Annotated in this window: 16 protein-coding genes; 2 read left to right on the forward strand and 14 right to left on the reverse strand. The window is 37.1% G+C overall.

The window, feature by feature from the left end:
* Positions 1-2: 2 nt before the first annotated feature.
* From JOE44_RS12585 to JOE44_RS12610, 7 genes are all read right to left on the reverse strand, one after another.
* Positions 3-3,164, reverse strand: coding sequence for a hypothetical protein (locus JOE44_RS12585; RefSeq protein ID WP_209785311.1), 3,162 nt, complete (start codon positions 3,162-3,164; stop codon positions 3-5).
* A gap of 7 nt (positions 3,165-3,171) precedes the next feature.
* A complete protein-coding gene (locus JOE44_RS25165; protein WP_348635056.1) occupies positions 3,172-3,486 on the reverse strand; it encodes a T9SS type A sorting domain-containing protein in 315 nt (104 codons plus the stop codon).
* Positions 3,437-4,810, reverse strand: a complete 1,374-nt coding sequence (locus tag JOE44_RS12590) for a T9SS C-terminal target domain-containing protein (RefSeq protein ID WP_245169780.1) — start codon at positions 4,808-4,810, stop codon at positions 3,437-3,439. Before JOE44_RS12590 ends, JOE44_RS25165 begins: the two co-directional genes overlap by 50 nt.
* 275 nt (positions 4,811-5,085) lie before the next feature.
* Complete coding sequence (locus JOE44_RS12595) at positions 5,086-6,543, reverse strand: efflux transporter outer membrane subunit (RefSeq protein WP_209785859.1); 1,458 nt, start codon at positions 6,541-6,543, stop codon at positions 5,086-5,088.
* Positions 6,515-9,706, reverse strand: a complete 3,192-nt coding sequence (locus tag JOE44_RS12600; protein ID WP_105684731.1) for an efflux RND transporter permease subunit — start codon at positions 9,704-9,706, stop codon at positions 6,515-6,517. The genes JOE44_RS12595 and JOE44_RS12600 overlap by 29 nt, the downstream gene beginning before the upstream one ends.
* A 21-nt stretch (positions 9,707-9,727) precedes the next feature.
* Positions 9,728-10,813, reverse strand: coding sequence for an efflux RND transporter periplasmic adaptor subunit (locus tag JOE44_RS12605; protein ID WP_209785860.1), 1,086 nt, complete (start codon positions 10,811-10,813; stop codon positions 9,728-9,730).
* Between the two features lie 147 nt (positions 10,814-10,960).
* Positions 10,961-11,347, reverse strand: a complete 387-nt coding sequence (locus JOE44_RS12610; RefSeq protein WP_105684730.1) for a hypothetical protein — start codon at positions 11,345-11,347, stop codon at positions 10,961-10,963.
* A gap of 659 nt (positions 11,348-12,006) precedes the next feature.
* On the opposite strand from JOE44_RS12610, the gene JOE44_RS12615 reads away from it, so the two are divergent.
* On the forward strand, positions 12,007-12,399 hold the full coding sequence (locus tag JOE44_RS12615) for a multicopper oxidase domain-containing protein (RefSeq protein ID WP_209785861.1): 393 nt from the start codon (positions 12,007-12,009) through the stop codon (positions 12,397-12,399).
* A 37-nt stretch (positions 12,400-12,436) separates the two neighbouring features.
* The gene (locus JOE44_RS12620) at positions 12,437-12,871 is read left to right on the forward strand and encodes an META domain-containing protein (protein WP_209785862.1); all 435 of its coding nucleotides are present in this window, start codon (positions 12,437-12,439) and stop codon (positions 12,869-12,871) included.
* Positions 12,872-12,933: 62 nt separating this feature from the next.
* On the opposite strand, the gene JOE44_RS12625 is transcribed toward JOE44_RS12620, so the two are convergent.
* From JOE44_RS12625 to glmS, 7 genes are all read right to left on the reverse strand, one after another.
* Positions 12,934-13,197 (reverse strand): SemiSWEET transporter, encoded by a 264-nt coding sequence (locus JOE44_RS12625; RefSeq protein WP_209785863.1) that lies wholly within the window; start codon positions 13,195-13,197, stop codon positions 12,934-12,936.
* Between the two features lie 36 nt (positions 13,198-13,233).
* Complete coding sequence (locus JOE44_RS12630) at positions 13,234-14,268, reverse strand: FAD-dependent oxidoreductase (RefSeq protein WP_209785864.1); 1,035 nt, start codon at positions 14,266-14,268, stop codon at positions 13,234-13,236.
* A gap of 54 nt (positions 14,269-14,322) precedes the next feature.
* Complete coding sequence (gene gldN / locus JOE44_RS12635; protein ID WP_209785865.1) at positions 14,323-15,261, reverse strand: gliding motility protein GldN; 939 nt, start codon at positions 15,259-15,261, stop codon at positions 14,323-14,325.
* Positions 15,262-15,281: 20 nt separating this feature from the next.
* A complete protein-coding gene (locus JOE44_RS12640) occupies positions 15,282-16,874 on the reverse strand; it encodes a GldM family protein (RefSeq protein ID WP_209785866.1) in 1,593 nt (530 codons plus the stop codon).
* A 52-nt stretch (positions 16,875-16,926) separates the two neighbouring features.
* Entirely contained in the window at positions 16,927-17,625 is a 699-nt protein-coding gene (gene gldL, locus JOE44_RS12645) for a gliding motility protein GldL (RefSeq protein WP_105684725.1), read from the reverse strand.
* Positions 17,626-17,685: 60 nt separating this feature from the next.
* The gene (gldK, locus tag JOE44_RS12650) at positions 17,686-19,107 is read right to left on the reverse strand and encodes a gliding motility lipoprotein GldK (RefSeq protein ID WP_105684724.1); all 1,422 of its coding nucleotides are present in this window, start codon (positions 19,105-19,107) and stop codon (positions 17,686-17,688) included.
* A 108-nt stretch (positions 19,108-19,215) separates the two neighbouring features.
* Positions 19,216-21,069 (reverse strand): glutamine--fructose-6-phosphate transaminase (isomerizing), encoded by a 1,854-nt coding sequence (gene glmS, locus JOE44_RS12655; protein ID WP_209785867.1) that lies wholly within the window; start codon positions 21,067-21,069, stop codon positions 19,216-19,218.
* Positions 21,070-21,074 lie beyond the last annotated feature (5 nt).

Below are 21,074 nucleotides of genomic sequence, written 5' to 3' on the forward strand. Positions count from 1 at the left end.
TTTTAGTTTTTATAGTTGTATTTCATCTCCTTCAACACTTTTCCGTCTGCATTCATCACTTTTTCAAGTCGGCCTGCTAAATCATAGATATAGTTTTCTCTGATTCCTGAAGAAGGCGTAATGCTTCTTACGCCAATCAAGGAATCGTAGGTATAGGTGGTCACCTGATAAGCAGATAATGAAGCGTTCATTCTGAAGGTATTCAATGCAGATAAAAATGCGGCTTCATCATTATTGGCTCCCGCCGCAGCATCTGTGTTGGAAGCCGCAACAATAGCATCAATTAAGGACTGCTGGATATCTGTTAATTTCGCGCCTTCTATTTTCGCAATAAGCTTAGTTTGATTGTAACCCCAGACAATTACTGTTGAGATCCCATTTTTTGCAGTATATTGTTGTAAATTTCCTTTGGAATCATATTGATCGTAAGTAACCTCTGTAGAGGGATTATTCTGAAAATCATATGACAATACTGAGCTAGGAAGTAAGTTCGATGGATTTTCATATTTCGTTTCCGTTTTGGAAAGGGTTTGGGTGGCAGCTCCAATAGTTTGAGTGGTTTCCGTTTCTAAAGGAATTCCTATCATATTAGCATTGATCAGCTTTTGGTTGTTTTTTTCATGGGCATAGCGGTAAGCCGTTTTTTGTGTTGAATGATCAGAAAAATCCACATTTACAATTGCCGGATTGGTATGCCTATAACTACTGTCATAAGTATAACTGGTAATTTGACTAGTGTTATTATTATCAAAATAATCAGTAGTTGTCATCGTTTTCTTTTTTACCCAGGCAGATGATATTTCAAAACGGTCAACCGTAAAAGTATAATTACGTCCTATACAAACCCCGTTGGCATTATGAATTGCACAGGCAACAGATTTCACACCGATATAATAAGGTCTTATGGTAAGACTAGGGAATCCTGTACTATAATCATTCGAAAGATTATTGAAATGATTGTCAAATTCGTAGGTGTATGAATCCCTCTTAACGAGTCTATGTTGAGAGTCATAATATTTTCTATCAGTTAATACCCCACGCGCAAACTGATTATTGGCATAGGTAAAGATTGGATTTCTTGCATTTTTAGGATTGGTATGGGACAGATTCATATATTCATCTATTATCTCATAGCTTTCCGCATTGTTGTTTACATTTTTATTCCGGGTAATGACCTTATCATAAATCGTAGGCTTCCCGTTGATCGTACTAATATTAAAGTTTCCCGAATTACTGATGACCATTTGTTCACAGGTATATCCCATATCCTGATCCTCTGCGATCTCCTGGATATAAGAATATTCAATATCATCTGCCATATATCTTCCTGTAGATCTATTGTTTTCATCCCTGTAAATAAATTCTGTTTCATTCGTCAGCATCCCTGCCTCATTTTTCGTTATTTTCTGAATTCGTATTCCCCCAACAGATTTATTGTACTGCTTGGTTTCTGAAACTTTTTCGTACCATTGGGCATTCAGGGTGGCATAGTGGCTGCTGCTGACATTTCCTACCTTTCTGATTCTGATTTTATAGGAAGGTTTTATGTTTTCCATAAATTCATATTCTTTATTGATCAGAAATGTTCTTAGAACGGTATTGTTATTATCCAGAAGTTCTCCTACAAAATGTGGTCCCTCAGGTAAAGAGCCTTCCGGACCTTCATTTGGATTGGCTGTACTTTGAAAGGTAATTTTGAAGTCAACGGTATTTCCATTGGTATTAACATTAAATATTCCGCCCAGCGTTTCAAGATTTGAAATAAGAAAGTCTTTTTTTCCTATTTGGGTTTCAGCCCCTTCAAAATAAAAGTCATCCAGTTCGTATTGCAGTCCCATTTTACCACCTGTAGGATATTGTATTTCTTTTAAACTTCCGGAAACAGCATAGTTAATATCAGGATTTTTATCATCTCCAAAACCGTAAATTTTATCGCCATATGCAACAAAAGGGATTCCATGATTGGTTAATTTACCATTATAAAAACCTACAAAATCCGTCTGATCTGATAATCTGTTAGGGAGTGGATTATTTTCATAATACTGAAGTTTATATTTTGAATTATCTTTCAGATTTACCACTTCTTTTAACTTCAGTCTTTTCATCAGATATGGAATTTCAGAATCATATCCAGGAGCTGATGGAGAGTCCGTACTTGTAAAATACTCTTTTACCAGATTATACTCTGATACCAGTGCCTGCTGGGGATTTCTAACTTCTATTTTATTTAGAGAAAGTCCATTATTGATATCCTCACGATTACCATACACGAACTTTACTTCATTGCCTTCAAATTGAATACTCTGTAATACACTTTCAGAAAGTACATTCGTTTTGGTTACAAATTCTTCATAGGTTGTACCATTCTGGTATACACATGCTCTTGGAATTTTAAGTCCTTTGTAAAAGTTATTCAAATAACTATAGTTACTTGCCTGATAATTAAACTTTATTTCTTTCCCTGTTGGCAAAAGGATTCGGGTAATAATAAAATCAGTATTACTAAAATCATTAGGGGCAGGAGCACTTCCCCCCACAGTTTGGGTTTGATTTCCTGCTTTGAAATAATACTTGATGCCCTGATCATCAGTGAAAACGAAGGAATCTTCTATTTTTATAGTACTGTAGGGAATCTGAATAATTTTCCCTGAACTGTCATAATAAAACTCTCCTGAAGCACTTCCCAAAGAGAAGGAATAAATATCAGGCTGGGTATCAAGTGTTGAGAATTCCTCTTTGATACTTTTTGCCAGATCATAATCGTTAAGATTGCTTTGAACAGGATTGAAACTATCCGGGTTGATATACTGAATTTTACCTTTATCTTCACGCCCTAAAACCTGTTTAGAAAGCGACATTCCGCCCACAGATAAAGACCAGCCAAGACCTACCTTAGAAGCGGTTTCTTTTACCTTGACTCCTGAGGCGTGATATTTCAAAGAAATCGGAAGACTAAAATCTCCCACTTGTATGGTATATATTGGAATATCAATACCAATAGTTCCGGTATGCGTAGATGTCGGAATATCCGTATGCTTTGATAGCTGGCTGGCATCAGGTGATTTTATAGTCAGATTGTATTTACTCTCCTTTGGATCTACAGATTGGGAATAGCCCAAAGCACACCCGCAGATAATCAGAGAAGCTGCAATTATTTTTTTCATCGTGTTATTATTTTTTAATCAGTTTAGCATTCGCCGTTTTGTTGGTATCCGTTTTTATCGTCACCAGATAGGCTCCCTGAATTAAAGCCTGGGTATTGATTTTCGTTACTCTGTTCTTGGTTTTTATACTCTGAAGTTGTCTGCCACTCATGTCATATAAAAGAATATCAGCTTCCTTGAAATCAAAACCAATTTCTACGTAGGCATAATCTGATACAGGGTTTGGATAGATTTTGATATCATATTTTTCAATGAGCTGATCCACCTGTCTATCACCCAGTTTTACGATCTTCCAGTTTTCTTTCCCCCAATTCTTCTGCACTGGTTCCGGCCAAAATAATAGAGCCATCTCTGTTCAGTTTTAAGTCGGAAAGCCTTTCCTCTTTTTGTCTGGATTCTCCTTTCACGTGTTTTCTCCACTGCTCATTTCCGTTCTGATCGAGGTATAGCATCCAGAAGGTTTCATCATCGGTCTGTATTCTTCCTTCAGCCTGGGTATAACCTCCCAACAATATTCCTTTTGTAAAGTCTTGATTCTTGGTTCTTGTATCTTGGCTCTGAATCACACTCATACCCATCAGAATATCCCGGTTCTTGAAATTGTAGGATTTCTGCCACTGTTCATCCCCTCTTTCATTTAAAGCAATCAGCCAAAGGTCTGTTCCTTCTTCCAGACCTACCGTTTTATTGCCTGATCTTTCTGATCTGGATTCTCCACCAATGATAAAGCCAGTTGAAGTTAAGGCCAGGGTTCTGATGTGGTCATCACCTTTGCCTCCAAAGTTCTTTTCCCATTCTACTTTTCCGTTTTTGTCTAACTTGACAATCCAGTAATCGCCTTCACCGAAGTTGTCGCTTTGCTTTGAGGTTGCAGATAACAGGTTATGGGTTGCAGTTCTGTCAGACGGAATATTAGTGTTGGTTGTTGATTGCTGATTATTTGTTTTAACAGATGTGCTTCTTGAATAAATTCCAAGCAATGCGCCGCCGTCTTTCGTGGGAATCATCTTTTCGACTTCATCTAAGCCTTTTCCACCTAAGATTAATTGGGATAATTCTTTTCCGTTTTTATCCAATTTTGTGATCCAGACATCTTTGGAGCCGTAGCCTTTTGATGAGCTCTGTACATTCCCGGCTACAAAGAATCCTAGGTCTGTAGTTTGAATGACTGCTCTGGCTTCTTCATCGGAAGTGCTTCCTAAAGTTTTCTGCCATAATTCATCGCCAAATTCATTGATTCGGATCAGCCAGATATCGGAGCCTCCTTTGGAATCTTCTTTTTTATCTAATCCTTTACCGGAATAAGAAGTTCCAGCCAGTAAAAATCCGCCATCCTGAGTGGTGACGGTTGCAGATAAATAATCATGATTGGATCCTGAAAAATATTTCTCCCAGACTTCCTGTCCCTGCTGGTTGAGTTTTACCAGATGGAAATCGTAACCGTTGTTTTGCTTACTGCCTAAAGCTTGCTGCTTATCGCTTTGAATAGAACTTCCCGTGATCAGATATTGCTGATCGATGGTGGTGGTGATCTGGCTTAAGAAATCCTGGGTAGAGGATTTGATGTCTTTCTGCCACACCACTTCCTGAGCAGATACGCCCAGGATTGTGCATAGAGTGAATGCACCGAGATAAAGTTTTCTCATTCCCGTGTTGTCGTTTTTTGAGTTAGTAATTAGTTTTTTAAAACTTCGCGAATTTAATACTTTTTAAGACACAAAAATTACTTTAATGTGGTATCCTGTAAATCATACTATTTATTATTTACTTTTCTTTATTTATAGTAAATTCAGCCTTATTCTGATGTAAAATTATTTATATGGAGCGACAAAACCTGTCGTATTAAAAATAAAAAGGGCCAATCCTAAAAGAATTGACCCTCCAAAAAACATTAACTGTTTATTGATAGAATTATGATGTTTTATTTCCAGCCTCCACCTAAACTTTTATAGATATCGACTACGGTGCTGAGCTGTTTCTGTTTTGCTTCGATGAGCTCCATTTTAGCATCCAGAGCATCTCTCTGGTTTAAAAGAACTTCAAGATAATCCGCTCTTGAATTACGGAACAATTGATTGGCAATATCAATAGACTGATCCAGCGCTTTGGTTTCCTGCGATTTCAGTTGATAATACTGATCTATATTTTTAACTTTTGACATCAGGTTCGCAACATCCAGATAGGCATTCAAAATGGTTTTATCATATTCGTATAGTGCCTGAACCTGTTTTGCATCTGCGGTCTGGAAGTTTGCTTTTATCGCACTTTTATTAATCAGCGGCCCTGCCAGTTCACCGGCCAGATTATAAGCAATGGATTCCGGCAATTTAACAAGGTAAGAAGGTTTGAACGCCTCAAGACCTAATGTTGCAGAAATTTCAAGGGAAGGATAAAATTCTTTTCTTGCCGCTTCTACATCCAGCTTTGAAGCCTTTAATTCCAATTCTGCACGCTTGATATCAGGTCGGTTAGCCAATAACTGAGACGGAATTCCCGTATATACAGTCGGTGGAATGGTAGACATAAAGTTTTCCTTAGTTCTCACAATCGGCTGTGGATATCTTCCCAATAAAGCATTAATTTCATTTTCCTTTTCAGTGATCTGCTGGCGGATTGTATATTCTGCAGCTTTGGATTTCGCCAATTCTGCTTCAAACTTTTTCACGGCAAGTTCCGTTGCAGCAGCAGCTTCTTTCTGAATTTTGGAAATCTCCAGTGCTCTTTGCTGAAGCTTTATATATTGTTGTATAATGTCTAATTGATTATCAAGAGCCAACAATTCATAATAATTGTCTGCAACTTCTTCAATAAGATTAGATAAAACAAAGTTCTTCCCTTCCACTGTAGAAAGATAATGTGCCACTGCAGATTCCTTTTCTGTTCTGAGTTTTTTCCAGATATCAATCTCCCAGCTTGCGTTTAATCCTGCTTCAAAGTTTCCAAGCGGATCCGGCATTTCTTTTCCAGGTTCTATTTCAGTAGTAGCATCCCCTGCTCCTTCACTGGTATAACGTCCGGCTTTTTTCAGCCCAGCTCCTATTCCGGCAGAAACAGTTGGAGTAAGTCTTCCTTTTTTAGCTAAGACCCCACTTTTCGCGATTTCAATCTCCTGAAGCGTGATCAGCAGTTCCTGATTATTTTTTAAAGCTGTTTCAATCAGGGTTACCAGATTGGGATCTGTAAAGAACTGTCTCCAGGGAGTTGTTCCGCTGTTGTTATTGGCATCCTGCTGCTCTTCCTGATTAAAGTTCTGAGGAATATTTTCTTTTACCTCATCTTTTATGACAGTCGCCATTGGCGCCTTACAGCTTGCGAGTACAAGCGATAAGGCAATGGCTGTAAATATATTTTTAGTCTTCGAATTTTCCATCATGTTCATAAGGTTCAGTTTGTTCTGTTAAAGGATTTTCTTCTTCATATCTCGCCAGTCTCGACTTATCTGCAATTGTTCCGAAGATATAATACAGTCCCGGGATAATCATTAATCCGAAAATGGTTCCGATTAACATCCCTCCTGCGGCTGCAGTACCAATAGTTCTGTTACCGACAGCTCCCGGCCCTGTTGCGATGACCAATGGGATCAATCCGGCAACAAATGCAAATGATGTCATCAGGATCGGACGGAAACGGATGGCAGCTCCTTCAATAGCAGCTTTTGCCACAGGAATTCCTTCTTCAGCCTTTTTCTGCACGGCAAATTCAACAATTAACACGGCGTTTTTACCTAAAAGTCCAATAAGCATGACCATGGCCACCTGAGCATAGATATTATTTTCCAGCCCTAAAAGTTTTAAACATAAAAAGGCTCCGAAAATACCTACCGGAAGGGATAAAATTACCGGCAGCGGAAGGATAAAGCTTTCATACTGTGCAGAAAGGATCAGATAAACAAATCCTAAACATACCAGGAAGATAAATACGGCTTCATTTCCACGGCTTACTTCATCTTTTGAAATCCCCGCCCAGTCGATACCAAAACCTCTTGGAAGTGTTTTGTCTGCTACTTCCTGAATGGCCTTAATCGCCTGTCCACTACTATATCCCGGCGCAGGAGTTCCACTCACCTCTGCTGAGTTATACATATTGTGTCTTGTGATCTCTGATAATCCGTATACTTTTTCCAATCTCATGAAATCCGAGTAAGGAACCATCTGATCTTTATCGTTTTTAACATAGAGTTTCAACAGATCTGTTGGCAAAGCACGGTATTGAGGACCGGCCTGAACAATTACTTTATAAGGTCTGTCGAAACGGATGAAACTCGTCTCATAGTTGGATCCGATCAATGTAGATAAGTTATCCATTGCTTTTTCAATGGTTACCCCTTTTTGCTCTGCAAGATCGTTGTCTATTTTAAGCATGTACTGTGGGAAACTCGCAGAATAGAATGTAAATGCAGATCCAAGTTCCGGACGTTTTTTAAGCTCCTTCACAAAATCATTACTTACCTGCTCCATTTTATGATAATCTCCACTTCCTGCTTTATCCAGCAAACGAAGTTCAAAACCTCCTGCAGCTCCATATCCGGGAACGGAAGGCGGCTGGAAGAATTCAATATTGGCTCCGGGAATATTTTTGGCTTTTTCTTCGAGTTTTTCAATGATTTCAGCAGCAGATTCCTTACGTTCTTCCCAGCTTTTAAGGTTGATCAGACAGGTTCCGGAGTTGGATCCCGTACCTTCAGTCAAGATCTCATATCCTGCAAGGGAGGAAACGGACTGCACGCCATCAATATCTTCAGATTCTCTTAAAAGCTCTTTGGCAATCTGATTGGTTCTTTCCAAAGTAGATCCCGGAGGTGTCTGAATAATTGCGTAAATCATTCCCTGATCTTCCGCAGGAATAAATCCTGAAGGCAAAGAGTTACTCAGGAAGAATGTACAGGCACAAAATGCTAATAACAATGGTAATGTTATTGTCTTTTTTGTCACTGTTTTATTCAGCATCTTCTCATATTTCCCTGCTCCTTTTGTAAACAGGTTATTGAATTTATCAAGGAAGATAGTAATCGGAGTTTTCTTTTTAGCTTTTCCGTGATTATTTTTCAAGATCAGCGCACATAATGCCGGTGTCAAAGTAAGGGCAACAATTCCCGATAGGATAATGGATGAAGCCATTGTAATGGAGAACTGGCGGTAAAATACCCCAACCGGACCAGACATAAATGCAATCGGAATAAATACGGATGCCATTACCAATGTAATTGCGATAATTGCTCCACTGATCTCATGCATTGCTTCTTCTGTGGCTTTCAAAGGGGAAAGATGCTTCTCTTCCATCTTGGCGTGAACGGCTTCAATCACTACAATCGCGTCATCTACTACTACCCCGATTGCCATTACCAAAGCAAAGAGGGAAATCATATTCAGGGTAATTCCAAATGCGGACATGACGGCAAATGTTCCTACCAATGAAACCGGAACTGCCAGTGCAGGAATCAATGTAGAACGCCAGTCACCCAAGAACAGGAATACCACAATTGCTACCAGAATAAAGGCTTCAAACAAGGTATGGATTACTTTTTCCATGGATGCATCCAGGAATCTTGAAACGTCATAGCTGATATCGTAGTGCATTCCTTTCGGGAAGTTATTTTTCTCCAGATCCTTCATTAATGCTTTCACGTTTTTGATAACGTCACTTGCATTGGAACCATAGGATTGTTTTACGGTGATCGCCGCAGAAGGTTTTCCGTTCAATGTGGAATAAATATCATACATGGAACTTCCAAATTCTATATCGGCAACGTCTTTCAGCCTTACAGATTCTCCATTCGGTTTTGCCTTTAGAATAATGTTTCCGTAATCTTTTTCATTATTAAAACGTCCAGGATATTTTAATACATATTCGAAGGACTGAGAGCGCTTTCCGGAACTTTCTCCCGTTTTCCCGGGGGAAGCTTCCAAACTCTGCTCATTCAGAGATTCCATTACTTCATCAGCTGAAATATTATAAGCGGTTAATCTATCCGGTTTAAGCCAGATACGCATGGCATATTCACGGGTTCCCAGGATATCCGCAAAACCAACACCACTTACCCTTCTCAACTCAGACATCACATTGATATCTGCATAGTTGAAGAGGAATTTCTGGTCAGCTTTAGGATCATCACTGTACAGGTTAATATACATCAACATGTTAGGCTCTTCACGAGTGATCTTCACCCCTTCACGTACTACAAGAGGAGGTAACTTATTTACTACTGAAGATACACGGTTCTGAACGTTAACTGCGGCTACATTGGGATCTGTCCCCAGGTCAAATACAATCTGGATGGAAGCTTCCCCGTCATTCCCTGCATCTGAGGTCATATATTTCATTCCGGGAACACCATTTAATCCTCTTTCCAAGGGGATCACTACGGATTTAATCAACAATTCGTTGTTCGCTCCGGGATATTCTGCGGTGATATTTACTTTAGGGGGAGAAATGGATGGGAACTGGGTCACCGGAAGTTTCACCAATGACAATATTCCCATAAATACAATAATCAATGAGATTACTATAGACAGAACTGGTCTGCGAATGAATTTTTTAAACATACTGCTTCACTTTAGAGACCATTACTCTGCTTTTAATTTCAATGATTGAAGAACTTTCTTAGGATCCTGGAATTTTGTTTTCACCTTTTGGTCATCCTTCACTTTCTGAACTCCTTCCAGAAGAATCTGATCTCCTTTTGAAATTCCTGAACCTACTACATAAAGATCCTGAAGTTCATAAGCTACTTTGATATTTCTGGATTTTGCTACTCCGTTTTTATCAATAACAAATACATATTTCTGATCCTGTATTTCATAAGTGGCTTTCTGCGGAATAATCAAAGCATTATGAACAGGCATTGACATCTGTACTTTACCCGTTTCTCCGTTTCTCAGAAGTTTATCAGGATTTGGGAATTTTGCACGGAAGGCAATATTTCCTGTTTCATTATCAAATTCTCCTTCAATCGTCTGGATTTCTCCTTTCTGGGTATACGTTTCTCCATTTGCCGTAATCAGAGCGACCTGATTGCTGCCTCTGTCAGCCGCATGGGTCTGATAGCTCAAATATTCAGGTTCTGAAACATTGAAATAAGTGTAGATACTTGTATTGTCTGATAATGAAGTCAACAAATCTCCTTCATCTACAAGACTTCCCAGTTTTAAAGGAATTCTGTTAATAACACCGGAGAATGGTGCTTTAATATCTGTAAATGAAAGGTGGATCTGAGCCAGTTTCATTTCTGCATTGGCGGCATCCAGCTTGGCTTTCGCCATTGCTTTTTCGTTTTTGGAAACAATATTATTTCCTGCCAATGTACTTGCATTTTTCAGCTCGATAGAAGCCTGTTCTACCTCTGCTTTTGCTTTTAATAATTCTGCCTGATACAGTTTAGGCATAATTCGGAACAATGTTTGTCCTGCCTGTACGTATTGTCCTTCGTCTACAAAGATTTTTTCCAGGAAACCTTTTTCCTGAGCTCTCACTTCAATGTTTTTTACGGATTGAATCTGGGCTACGTATTCTTTGTTGATTACAGTATCCATTACTACAGGGGATGTCACCGGATATACGGTAACTTCTTCTTTTTCTTCTTTTTTCTTATTGCAGCCAACAGCCAACAGAAGGGCACTCAGCGCAATTCCCGAAGCAACTCTTTTTATCATAATTCTAGAGTTTATATAAATCGTTAATGTTTTGAATAGAAATAAACGGTAATAAAAGGGGTACGATGTGCTGATTACCAACATATACACAACGTAAAGTATTTCCACCCGGAAAATCAGGCAGAAAAAGAATAGATCGATAAAATTTTAAATTCTAATGGAGCGGATCAGAATAAACCTTTTTGTGGCTAATCCAAGAACAAAGCCATGAATATCCTGTCTAAAGCGTTTGTAGCTTTTTAATCCAAAAATATAGACAAGGCTGAAAACTCCGGCAAAGACAACAATAGCCTGCCATACATCAGACAGCTGAAAGTCATTTTCGGCAAGTTCTAAAGTGGAATTGTCTACATTATCGGCCATCTGCTGAACGGAGAGTTTTTCAAAAGTCTGGTTCAGGCGGTTGGCTCTTTTTGGCATATGATGAGAAACATGACCGTTGTAGTCGTTTCTTAGCGTTTTAACATCAAGTCTACTTTCTACTACAAAGAGCAGAAAAAGACCCGTTAAAAAGTATACTATAAAGTTTCTCATTTTGAAGTGGCAAATGTACACCCAGATTATGATATTATCATAGTAGATTAACAAAATTTAACTATCCTTTAAAATACCTGAATAAAAAAGTTTGAAAAATAGTGAACTTTTAGCCTATTCAAGCACAATACAAGCAATTTTGATATTCTATCTGCGCAGTTTTCAATTTTCAAAAATCAAGCCATATTTTTCAATTTAAGGAAAATTTAATGATAGTGTTGTTGCTTTTTTGAACATCATGAAGTGCACAATTGTTCTTTTTTGAAGCTTTTTATTTGAAAACTGAAAGTTAAAATAGTTCAACCTAAACTTTATCATGAATTAGAATTATTAACATTAACTTATTGTTACTCTCTTCTTTTTGAATTATTTTTGCCGAAAATTCAAACAACAAATGAGAAATGAAAAAAACACAGAGTATACTTCTGAAAATACGTTCGTTAAAAAACCTGAATTAACAACGACTCCCATCAATTTCCTACCATAATTATTACTTTCTGTTTCGTGAATAATGTTTCAAAAAACAGTGAGTTAAATTGGCTAAAATCTTAACTTTCTGTTAGTTTATGAAAAATTAACATATATTTATTAAAAATATTCGTAAATTTATAAGGCATTAACATCGTAGTTCATGAAACACTTTAAAATCACTTATCACTATGAAAAAAATATTATTACCAGTCCTTTTTGGATTGACCATTATTTCCCTAACAGCGTGTAAACATCCCGGAAAAGAAGCTGAAACCATCACTGCTGTTGTTCCCGAAAATACAGATGACATCTCAAAAGAGGTGTATGTGGACAGCTATGGAGAAAAGATAGAAGTAACCATCAACAACACCAAAAATACAGCAACAATCCATTTAAACGGCAAAACTTTTGACCTTAAAAAAAGTGATGCTTTACCTGAATATACGGCCTCCAATGAAGAGTATCAATACTCTGATATTAAAGGCAATATCACTTTCCTGAAAAAGAATGTAGATATGGTTCTGTTCCATCTTAAACAGGCAAAAAAAGAGTCTGGTCCTGCAAAAATGGCATCGTATTAGCATGGGGATTAGCATTCATCTTAAAAAAATAAACATTATGAAAAGCTTATATTATTATTTATCGGCACTTGTTATCGCAACATTTTTAGTGGTTTCTTGTAAAACACAGAATGCACAAAAGCCAACGAGTGATATTACAGGAAAAACCTGGAAACTTACGGAGCTTAACGGGAAGCCGATTGAACTGAAAAACCCTAAAAACAATCCTTATTTCAAACTTGAAATGGATGGAATGAGATACCAGGGACATGCCGGATGTAATGGTTTAGGAGGAACATTTGAGATCAAACCTGAAATGATGAGAATTAAGTTCAATCAGGGAATGTCTACCATGATGGCTTGTGAAGATCTTGATATTGAAAATCAGTTTACCAAAGCAATCCTTGCCGCAGATAATTATTCTGTAAATGGAAATACTCTTACTTTAAATAAAGCAAGAATGGCTCCTTTGGCAAAATTTGTTCTTCAGTAATTGATATCACTTACATAAAAATAAAAAGACGCCATATTCGTATGGCGTCTTTTTTATGTGCTTTATCTACTTTTTTTATTGTAGATTATATAGCATACCAGAAGGCTTATATTCACAATCACAGCAAAAGCATTTGATAAGATAATAGGCAGCTCGTCTTTTTCAAAACCATACCATACCCACAATGATAGCCCTGAAATGAGGACTAAAAGCATGAGCAGAGAAATATCTTCTACATTCTTTTCTCTGATTACTTTTACAAGCTGTGGAATCATGGAAACAGAAGTAAGAACTCCGGCAACGATGCCTAATATATTTTCATTCATAAATTTTGCAGCTTTTAATATCTATACTAAGATACATTATTGAAACCTGTTCAGGGATACTTCTTCATGCAATGGAATATCTTCTTCAATAAAACGGAACAAATCCCCGGAAAAATAGCATCCGTTAAGGATTCCACGGGCCCCAAGTCCATTAAAAACATACAGATTACGGAATGTTTCATGTCTTCCGATGATGGGTCTTCTGTCTTTTACTGTTGGGCGGAATCCAAAATGCACTTCTTCCACTTCAAAATCATAAGGATAAAATTCGGAAAGACCTTTCACCAGTTGTTCCACTGCGGATTCATCAATGTGATGATGTAGCTGTTCCCTGTCATAAGTTCCTCCATAAAAATACAGATCACTTCCGGTTGGAAATAAAAAATGTTTCTTCTTAATCGTTATGTTTTCAGAAAGAGGTTGAGAAAGTTTCACTTTGATATGGTGTCCCTTATTGGGGATTACCGCTATTTCTGAGAAGTAGGGATTATCTTTCACTCCCATTCCTTCACAAAAGATAATATTTTTGAAACTCAAATCTTTATAAGTGGATTCTGAAGGATGCAATTGGGTATAATCAAATTTTTCTTTTACCCAATGATCATTTTTTTCGAAATAACTGAATAAACCACTGAAAAATCCATTAACATTGAGTCTGGCAGACTGATTCACCTTTCCGGTAAGAAAATCATTTTTTACCACATTTAAACGATCAAATTTTTTGTTAAGAAAATGCGATAATTCTTCAATTCCCGATTTTTTCAGCCATAAATTCTGTTCATTTTCATCATGAAAGATTCTATGAATAGGAGCATCAATCAGATAGTTTTCTCCAGTATACGATTCTATTTGTTTCAAATTATCTTTAAGAAAATCTATTTGTTCCTGTGCTTTCCAGAATGTGGTAAACTTTTTTAGGACCACAGGATTAATAATCCCGGCCGACACCTGTGAAGCACTTTTTCTTCCTTCAGAAAAGATCACAAAGGACTTGTTATTCTTAATTAGCTGATGAGCCAGGAAAAGCCCTGCGTATCCATCTCCTACGATAATATAATCTACATTTCTCATAATAAAAAAACCTGAGTAAAAATACTCAGGTTTTCTATAAATATCAAGTGAAATCTAGTAATTCCACATATCATTTTCCATGTCAAGAATCTGTGCCTTGATTCTATCGCTTTCTTCCAACTGCTCATCAGCATTTTTAGGGATATAGTCCTTGATAGTACCGTCTCCTAAACCGTTTGAAGATTTATAAATGATAGAAGAGAATCTTCTTGCATTGATAACATCATCGAAAGATAGATCAGCAGAAGAATTCTTTCTGTTGAAGACAAAATTATTAGCTAAAATATCTCTTGCACTTGGATAATAGATCCAGAACAGGTCAATAAGCTCATCATTACTTGCGATAGGCTTACCATCTGGACCGATAACTCCCTGTACTGCAGGATCTGGTCCCATTGCAGCAATACCAAGAGGTCTGTATTTCATCTGTCCGTCTCTTTTATCAATAAACCACATACCCATGATCTTAAGAACTTTTACCTTGTCAGTAGTCGTCTTAAAAACGTCAGTATATTGTTTCTTTTCAGCCTCAGTTAATTGTCTTCCTGAGTTTAAGATATCAATAGCAGCATCATTGATGATTACTTTTTCTAATCTTTTCTGAATTCCTTCCGGAGAAAGTTTTACTGTAAAGTTTTCATCATCATATACCTGCTCAATCTTTCCGCTTAAGGCAGCGTCCAATAATAACTGGTATAAAGATCTTGTAGGAGTAGCAAGAAGACCATCCGGATTGTCATAGTAGAAAGGCTGGTTGATCTTATCATTCATATCAATGATCTCCCATACAAACATACTCTTCAGGATATCTTTATCTTCTACAAAACCATATTCAAGAGGCTTTACTGTTTTATCTACAATAGTATCACCAACTTTTTGTTTGTTTTCTGCTCTCATCTGTCTGAACTCTTCCGGAGAAGCTGCGTTCAGAATAGTCTGGGAAAAAGCAAATCCCGAAACTAATACTAAAAGGGTGCTAATATATTTTTTCATAATAAATTACAATTTTAGTCCTATGGAATGTTAATGATTATAGGAGTAATGTTTTTAATAACCTGACCATCTAAACCTTGAGCAGTAACTTTAATATCAAATACAGAAACTACGTCTCCGGATCTAAGATTTTTCACTAATCCAGCGGCATCATTTAATGAATTTCCGTGAACCAGTAACGCTGCTCTACCTGGTACTCTCACCATAAACTGAGTTACAGTAAATGAAACCGGGAAGTCAAAGTCAGGAATTGCTGCCTGTACCGTTTGGTTCTGGATAGAAGTTGCAGGCATAGATACTATACTCTGTCCTCTGATCTGACCTTGTGGTGGTGGAACATTCTTAATTCTATATTCAAATACCTGAGATACAGATTTTCCATAAGGATCTATTCCTGATAATGTCAACTTAACTGTATTCCCTGAAGTTGGTTTTACGATCCATTTTCCTGGGCCTGTATTTCTTACAGATGCACCTGGAGCAGATAATGAAAGTTTAGAATTGTCAGCACCTAAGATTGATCCTGAAACAGGGTTCTCAAGTCCTCTATACATTACATTCATCTTATCTGCAGAAAGTAATAATCCTTTTTCAAGTTTTACTTCTCTTGGTCCTGCGATTACATTATAAGTATGCGTCCATGGGAAAGATTGTGGCTTACCTGAAGCATCTGTTAATGTAATGGTACCTCCTAATTTATGCTCTCCAATTCCAGAACCTGAAATTGCGATTGTTCCTTTACCATTTTCAACTTTACCTACACCAGAGATGCTGATCTTATTACTGTTAGAATAAGTACCCAACATTACTTTTACTTCTGCCTGTTTTCCTGCCTGGATATCTACCGGACCTGAAACAATAGGTTCGTAGCTTGAGAATTTAATACTCGCATCTACTTTTTCCTGAAGTAATAGTGCCAATGCATCAGACTGAACGTTTCTGGCATCATTTTGGATAATTTCCAGATTAGATATTGCAGCGATTAATGGCTGGTGATAAAATTTATTCTGGAACCAAGTCTTTTCATTTGGAGATGTTCCTTTAGGGTACTCCGCAATAAGAGACTTATTTGCTCTGGCAACTAGATCTTTTAACTGCTCATTATTTCCAAAAGTAGCGTTAATGTAATTTCTTACATCATCAATTTTAGCTTTCAGATCTAATGCATTCTTCGAAGGAGTATTTTCATCACCTTCTTTAAAGAAATATTCAGTAGTTGCTTCATTATTGTTCAATGCAGCAAAATTTTCGCTTACATCAATTTCTTTTCCTGTTTGAGGATCTTTATCATGAAACTCAGATTGTTTTTTTAACAAATCTTTGATATCCTGAGAGGATTTTACCAACAGATCAATTTTGGATTTCAATACTTTGTACTGTCCCCAAGGCTGTGCGTAAGTATCCGGAACTTGTTGAGCCTTAGCTTCCAATGTTCTTTCAAAGATCTTCTCGTTCTTTCTTTCTGTTAAAGTTCTGGTTTCATTTAATGCTTTAGTAGAATCATAATATGATCTGATGATTTCTGCATCAATATTTAGGGCCATCATCGCGATGAACACCAAATACATCAGGTTGATCATCTTCTGACGAGGGGTCTGTTTTCCTTGTGCCATTCTCTTTTCTTTGTTTTTTGATTAAGTAGTTAAATTTAGAAATGGTTAGGAATTAAGACTTCATAGCAGTTAGCATACCACCATAAACTCTATTTAAGTTATTAAGATTAGATGTTAAACCTTGTAGCTCTTGATTGAATTTTTCAGATTGCTCTGCAGACTTCTGCATATCTGCCACATACTTGTTAGCAAATTCAGATTGTCTTTTACCGCTTTCAAGTTGCATTACATAAAGAGCATTCATGCTTTCCATGTGCTGAGCAGCCTTATTTAATTGGTCGTTATATTTATGTGTAGAAGCAGATACGTCAACCGTTTGATTGATCTGATCAACAGAGTTTGAAAATTTATCAATTCCTGTTCTTAGTCTTTCAAATAATTGAACATCTAGCCTAGCATCTTCAAGCATTTTATCCAATTTGGTTGAAAGAGAGTTTTCTAATTCTGCAAATTGAGCTGCTGCGTTATTATTTCTAGAAGATACATTAGAGTGTAGTGGATTTGGATTAGCATGTTTATCTAATAACTCAGGATAAACATTTTCCCAAGCATAAGACTCTTCTGATTTCGGAGGGTCAAATGCAAAAATGATAAAGATAATCGCCTCAGTAATAAGTCCTACGGTAAGAGCGATGTTACCGTTAATAGGTCCCAAGGTAATGTGAGTAATTTTAAGCCAAGCTCCAAGAATTACAATTGCAGCACCGAATGAATAAAAGAAATTCATCCAAGCATCTTTAGTCTTAAACATATTGAGTTAGTTTTTTTAATGTTAAATAAAATTGTTATTGAAAAATAATTATCTGATTAGTTATCTGTTAACTCTTCTTGGCTTAACTGCTGCTTCAGGAATGTCCTGTACAGTTCTGAATCCGATATAGCTTCTTGCGGAATCTTTTCTTTCCCAATCTCTAGCACCTGTCATTAGTGCATATCCTATATCTTTCCAAGATCCACCTCTTACAGACTTCTTAGTATCCTTTTTATCTTTAGTAGAAGGATTTAATGTAGAAGAGAATCCGTATGAAGAATTGTTGTACGCAGATAATGTCCACTCAGAAACGTTTCCAGCCATATCAAATAACCCAAACCCATTTTTCTTAAATTTCTTAACTGGAGCTGTATATGTATAAGTACCTTTTTTCTCGTCTTCCATGTAGTTACCTCTTTTAGGCTTAAAGTTAGCCAGATAACAACCTCTGTCGTCCATTAAATATGGACCACCCCAAGGGTAAGTAGCATTTTGCATACCTCCTCTTGCAGCATATTCCCATTCAGTTTCTGTTGGAAGACGGAACTCTAATGGTCTTTGTTTTTTTCTTTTTAAACTTTCGTTGTAATCAGTTTTCAATTTAGATCTAAAGTTACAATAAGCCCTTGCCTGATCCCAGGTTACCCCAACAACAGGATAGTCTTTATAAGCCTTGTGCCAGAAATACTGTTCAAACAATGGCTCATTGTAAGCAAAGTGGAAATCTTTTACCCAAACTGTAGTATCAGGATAAATCGCAATACTTTCGCTTTTTAGGTAATTAGCTCCTCTTTCGTTATCTGCAACAGCAGCGTCCATATCTCCCCAACGGTATGTATATTTCAGCTTACTTACATCTAAAATTCTTTCGTTTCCGATTCTTGAAGAAGAAGGTAGATACATAGATTCTAAAACCTCTGCGTATTCTACATCCGGATATTTTGATGTGCTCCAGTGTAAAGGAATTTTCCAATCTAATCTTTTGCTGGCATCATAGCTTCCGTCTTCTCGGCCACCCTGGCCTTCCATATATTCTTGATAAGGTGTTAAATTTTCTTCTTTTTTAGCAAGATATGCATAATCACCTATTGCTGCTCCTTTACGTCCGCCTTCATCACCACCTTCTCCGGCAGCTTCAGCTAGTAAAGTTCTCGCAATAGAGTCTCTTACATAATTGATAAATACTCTGTACTCCGAGTTGGTAGTTTCTGCTTCATCCATGAAGAAAGAAGAAACAGTAACAGTCTTCAATGATGCTTTTTCAGGAGTATTTGTTGGATCCTGGTCTGCTAAACCAGCAACAAATGAACCTGCAGGAATTGCGACCATTCCGTATGGTCTTTCCGCAACAAATGATTTAGTTTTTTCTCTTGGTATCAATTCTCCTTTTGTTCCTGGCTTCCCTACAGAAGAGCTGCCACCACCTGAACAAGATACCGATGCTACCGACGCAGACAATAATAAAAGAAATATCCTTTTCATGTTAATTTTTATAATTAAGCCGTAAATATATAATTTTTTTAAGAAACTTTTAAGATTTTTTTTGAAATAACGGAATAAATCTAAATTTATTTTATTTACAACATCTTTTTATTCCACGGTAACAGATTTTGCAAGGTTTCTCGGTTGATCTACGTTGGCTCCTCTATATACTGCAATGTAATAAGCAAGCAGTTGCAGAGGTACGGAAGCAACGATTGGAGAGAAACATTCTGAAGTTTCAGGGATTTCAATAACATAATCAGCCATTTCACTCACCTGACGGTCTCCTTTATTAACTACAGCGATAATTTTTCCTTTTCTCGCTTTAATTTCCTGAACGTTACTTACAATTTTATCATAGTGTCCTTTTTTAGGTGCTATGATTACAATTGGCATGTTTTCATCGATCAGGGCAATTGGACCGTGCTTCATTTCTGCAGCCGGGTATCCTTCTGCATGGATATAAGAAATTTCTTTTAATTTTAAGGCTCCTTCTAAGGCAGCAGGATAATTGTATCCTCTTCCTAAATAAAGGAAATTAGTAGCTTTCACAAAATCTTTTGCAATATTCTGAGTAAGCTCATGAGTGGTATTTAACACTTCTTCAATTTTCTTAGGAAGAGCATCAAGCTCAGAGATTAAGCTCATAAATTCAGCGTTTCCTAAGTTTCCGTTGTGTTTTCCTAGTTTAAATGCAATTAAAGTAAGAATTGTAAGCTGCGCTGTAAATGCTTTTGTAGAAGCAACCCCAATTTCAGGACCGGCATGTGTATATGAACCTGCATCGGTAATTCTTGCGATTGAAGAATCCACAACATTACATATACCATATATAAATGCACCTTTTTCTTTTGCTAATTTTAAAGCAGCCATTGTATCAGCTGTTTCTCCAGACTGAGAAATTGCAATCACCACATCTTTATCTGTAATGATAGGGTTTCTGTATCTGAACTCTGATGCATACTCTACTTCAACAGGAATTCTTGCATATTCTTCTATCAGATATTCTCCGATAAGACCTGCATGCCAAGAAGTACCACAGGCAATAATAATAATTCTGTTAGCATTTTTGAATCTTTCCACATGATCCCAGATTCCGGCCATTTTAATCACACCCTCATCTACAAGAAGTCTTCCTCTCATTGTATCGTGTACCGATTTAGGCTGTTCAAAGATTTCTTTAAGCATGAAATGCTCATATCCACCTTTTTCAATCTGTTCAAGGCTTAATTTAAGCTCCTGAATTTCCGGCTCAATTTTAGAGTTATCATTGATGGTTCTGATATCTACTCCATTTTCAAGAGAGATTGTTGCCATATGTCCTTCTTCAAGATAAATGGCTTCTTTTGTAAATTCTACGAAAGGAGAGGCATCAGAAGCAATAAAGTATTCTTTATCTCCGATTCCGATTGCCAGAGGAGAACCTAATCTTCCTACCACCAATACTCCAGGATAATCTTCATGAAGTACAGTGATTGCATAGGCTCCATATACTTCATTCAATGCATATCTTACCGCAGTTGGGAAATCAGTTTCAGGATTAAGATCCATAAAATACTGGATAAGGTTTACCAGTACTTCTGTATCTGTTTCTGATTTGAAAGTAAATCCTTTTTCAGTAAGCATCGTTTTAATAGTATCATAATTTTCAATGATACCGTTATGTACGATTGCGATTTTGCCGTTATTTGACAAGTGCGGGTGGGAATTTCTGTCACTAGGAACTCCGTGGGTTGCCCAACGGGTATGTCCCATTCCAATTTTAGACTTTCCTTTTAGTTCTTTCGAAATATTCACCAAATCCTCAACCTTACCTTTTGTTTTTTCTACTTCCAGCTTGTTATCTGAACCTTCTAAAACAATTCCGGCACTGTCATACCCTCTATATTCCAATCTTCTAAGACCATTAATTACGATTTCATAAGCGTCTTGAAAACCTGTATATCCTACTATTCCGCACATATTTT

This window comes from Chryseobacterium sp. PvR013 (assembly GCF_017833095.1).
In the GTDB taxonomy this organism is placed as follows: domain Bacteria; phylum Bacteroidota; class Bacteroidia; order Flavobacteriales; family Weeksellaceae; genus Chryseobacterium; species Chryseobacterium culicis_A.

Excerpts from the sequence above, each read along its gene's own strand:
- JOE44_RS12615 (WP_209785861.1), top strand. The coding sequence starts at position 12,007 with ATGAAAAAAATATTATTACCAGTCCTTTTTGGATTGACCATTATTTCC.
- JOE44_RS12590 (WP_245169780.1), bottom strand. The coding sequence starts at position 4,810 with ATGAGAAAACTTTATCTCGGTGCATTCACTCTATGCACAATCCTGGGC.
- JOE44_RS12595 (WP_209785859.1), bottom strand. The coding sequence starts at position 6,543 with ATGAACATGATGGAAAATTCGAAGACTAAAAATATATTTACAGCCATT.
- JOE44_RS12620 (WP_209785862.1), top strand. The coding sequence starts at position 12,437 with ATGAAAAGCTTATATTATTATTTATCGGCACTTGTTATCGCAACATTT.
- glmS (WP_209785867.1), bottom strand. The coding sequence starts at position 21,069 with ATGTGCGGAATAGTAGGATATACAGGTTTTCAAGACGCTTATGAAATC.
- gldL (WP_105684725.1), bottom strand. The coding sequence starts at position 17,625 with ATGTTTAAGACTAAAGATGCTTGGATGAATTTCTTTTATTCATTCGGT.
- JOE44_RS12630 (WP_209785864.1), bottom strand. The coding sequence starts at position 14,268 with ATGAGAAATGTAGATTATATTATCGTAGGAGATGGATACGCAGGGCTT.
- JOE44_RS12585 (WP_209785311.1), bottom strand. The coding sequence starts at position 3,164 with ATGAAAAAAATAATTGCAGCTTCTCTGATTATCTGCGGGTGTGCTTTG.
- JOE44_RS12610 (WP_105684730.1), bottom strand. The coding sequence starts at position 11,347 with ATGAGAAACTTTATAGTATACTTTTTAACGGGTCTTTTTCTGCTCTTT.
- JOE44_RS12600 (WP_105684731.1), bottom strand. The coding sequence starts at position 9,706 with ATGTTTAAAAAATTCATTCGCAGACCAGTTCTGTCTATAGTAATCTCA.
- gldK (WP_105684724.1), bottom strand. The coding sequence starts at position 19,107 with ATGAAAAGGATATTTCTTTTATTATTGTCTGCGTCGGTAGCATCGGTA.
- gldN (WP_209785865.1), bottom strand. The coding sequence starts at position 15,261 with ATGAAAAAATATATTAGCACCCTTTTAGTATTAGTTTCGGGATTTGCT.
- JOE44_RS12625 (WP_209785863.1), bottom strand. The coding sequence starts at position 13,197 with ATGAATGAAAATATATTAGGCATCGTTGCCGGAGTTCTTACTTCTGTT.
- JOE44_RS12605 (WP_209785860.1), bottom strand. The coding sequence starts at position 10,813 with ATGATAAAAAGAGTTGCTTCGGGAATTGCGCTGAGTGCCCTTCTGTTG.
- JOE44_RS12640 (WP_209785866.1), bottom strand. The coding sequence starts at position 16,874 with ATGGCACAAGGAAAACAGACCCCTCGTCAGAAGATGATCAACCTGATG.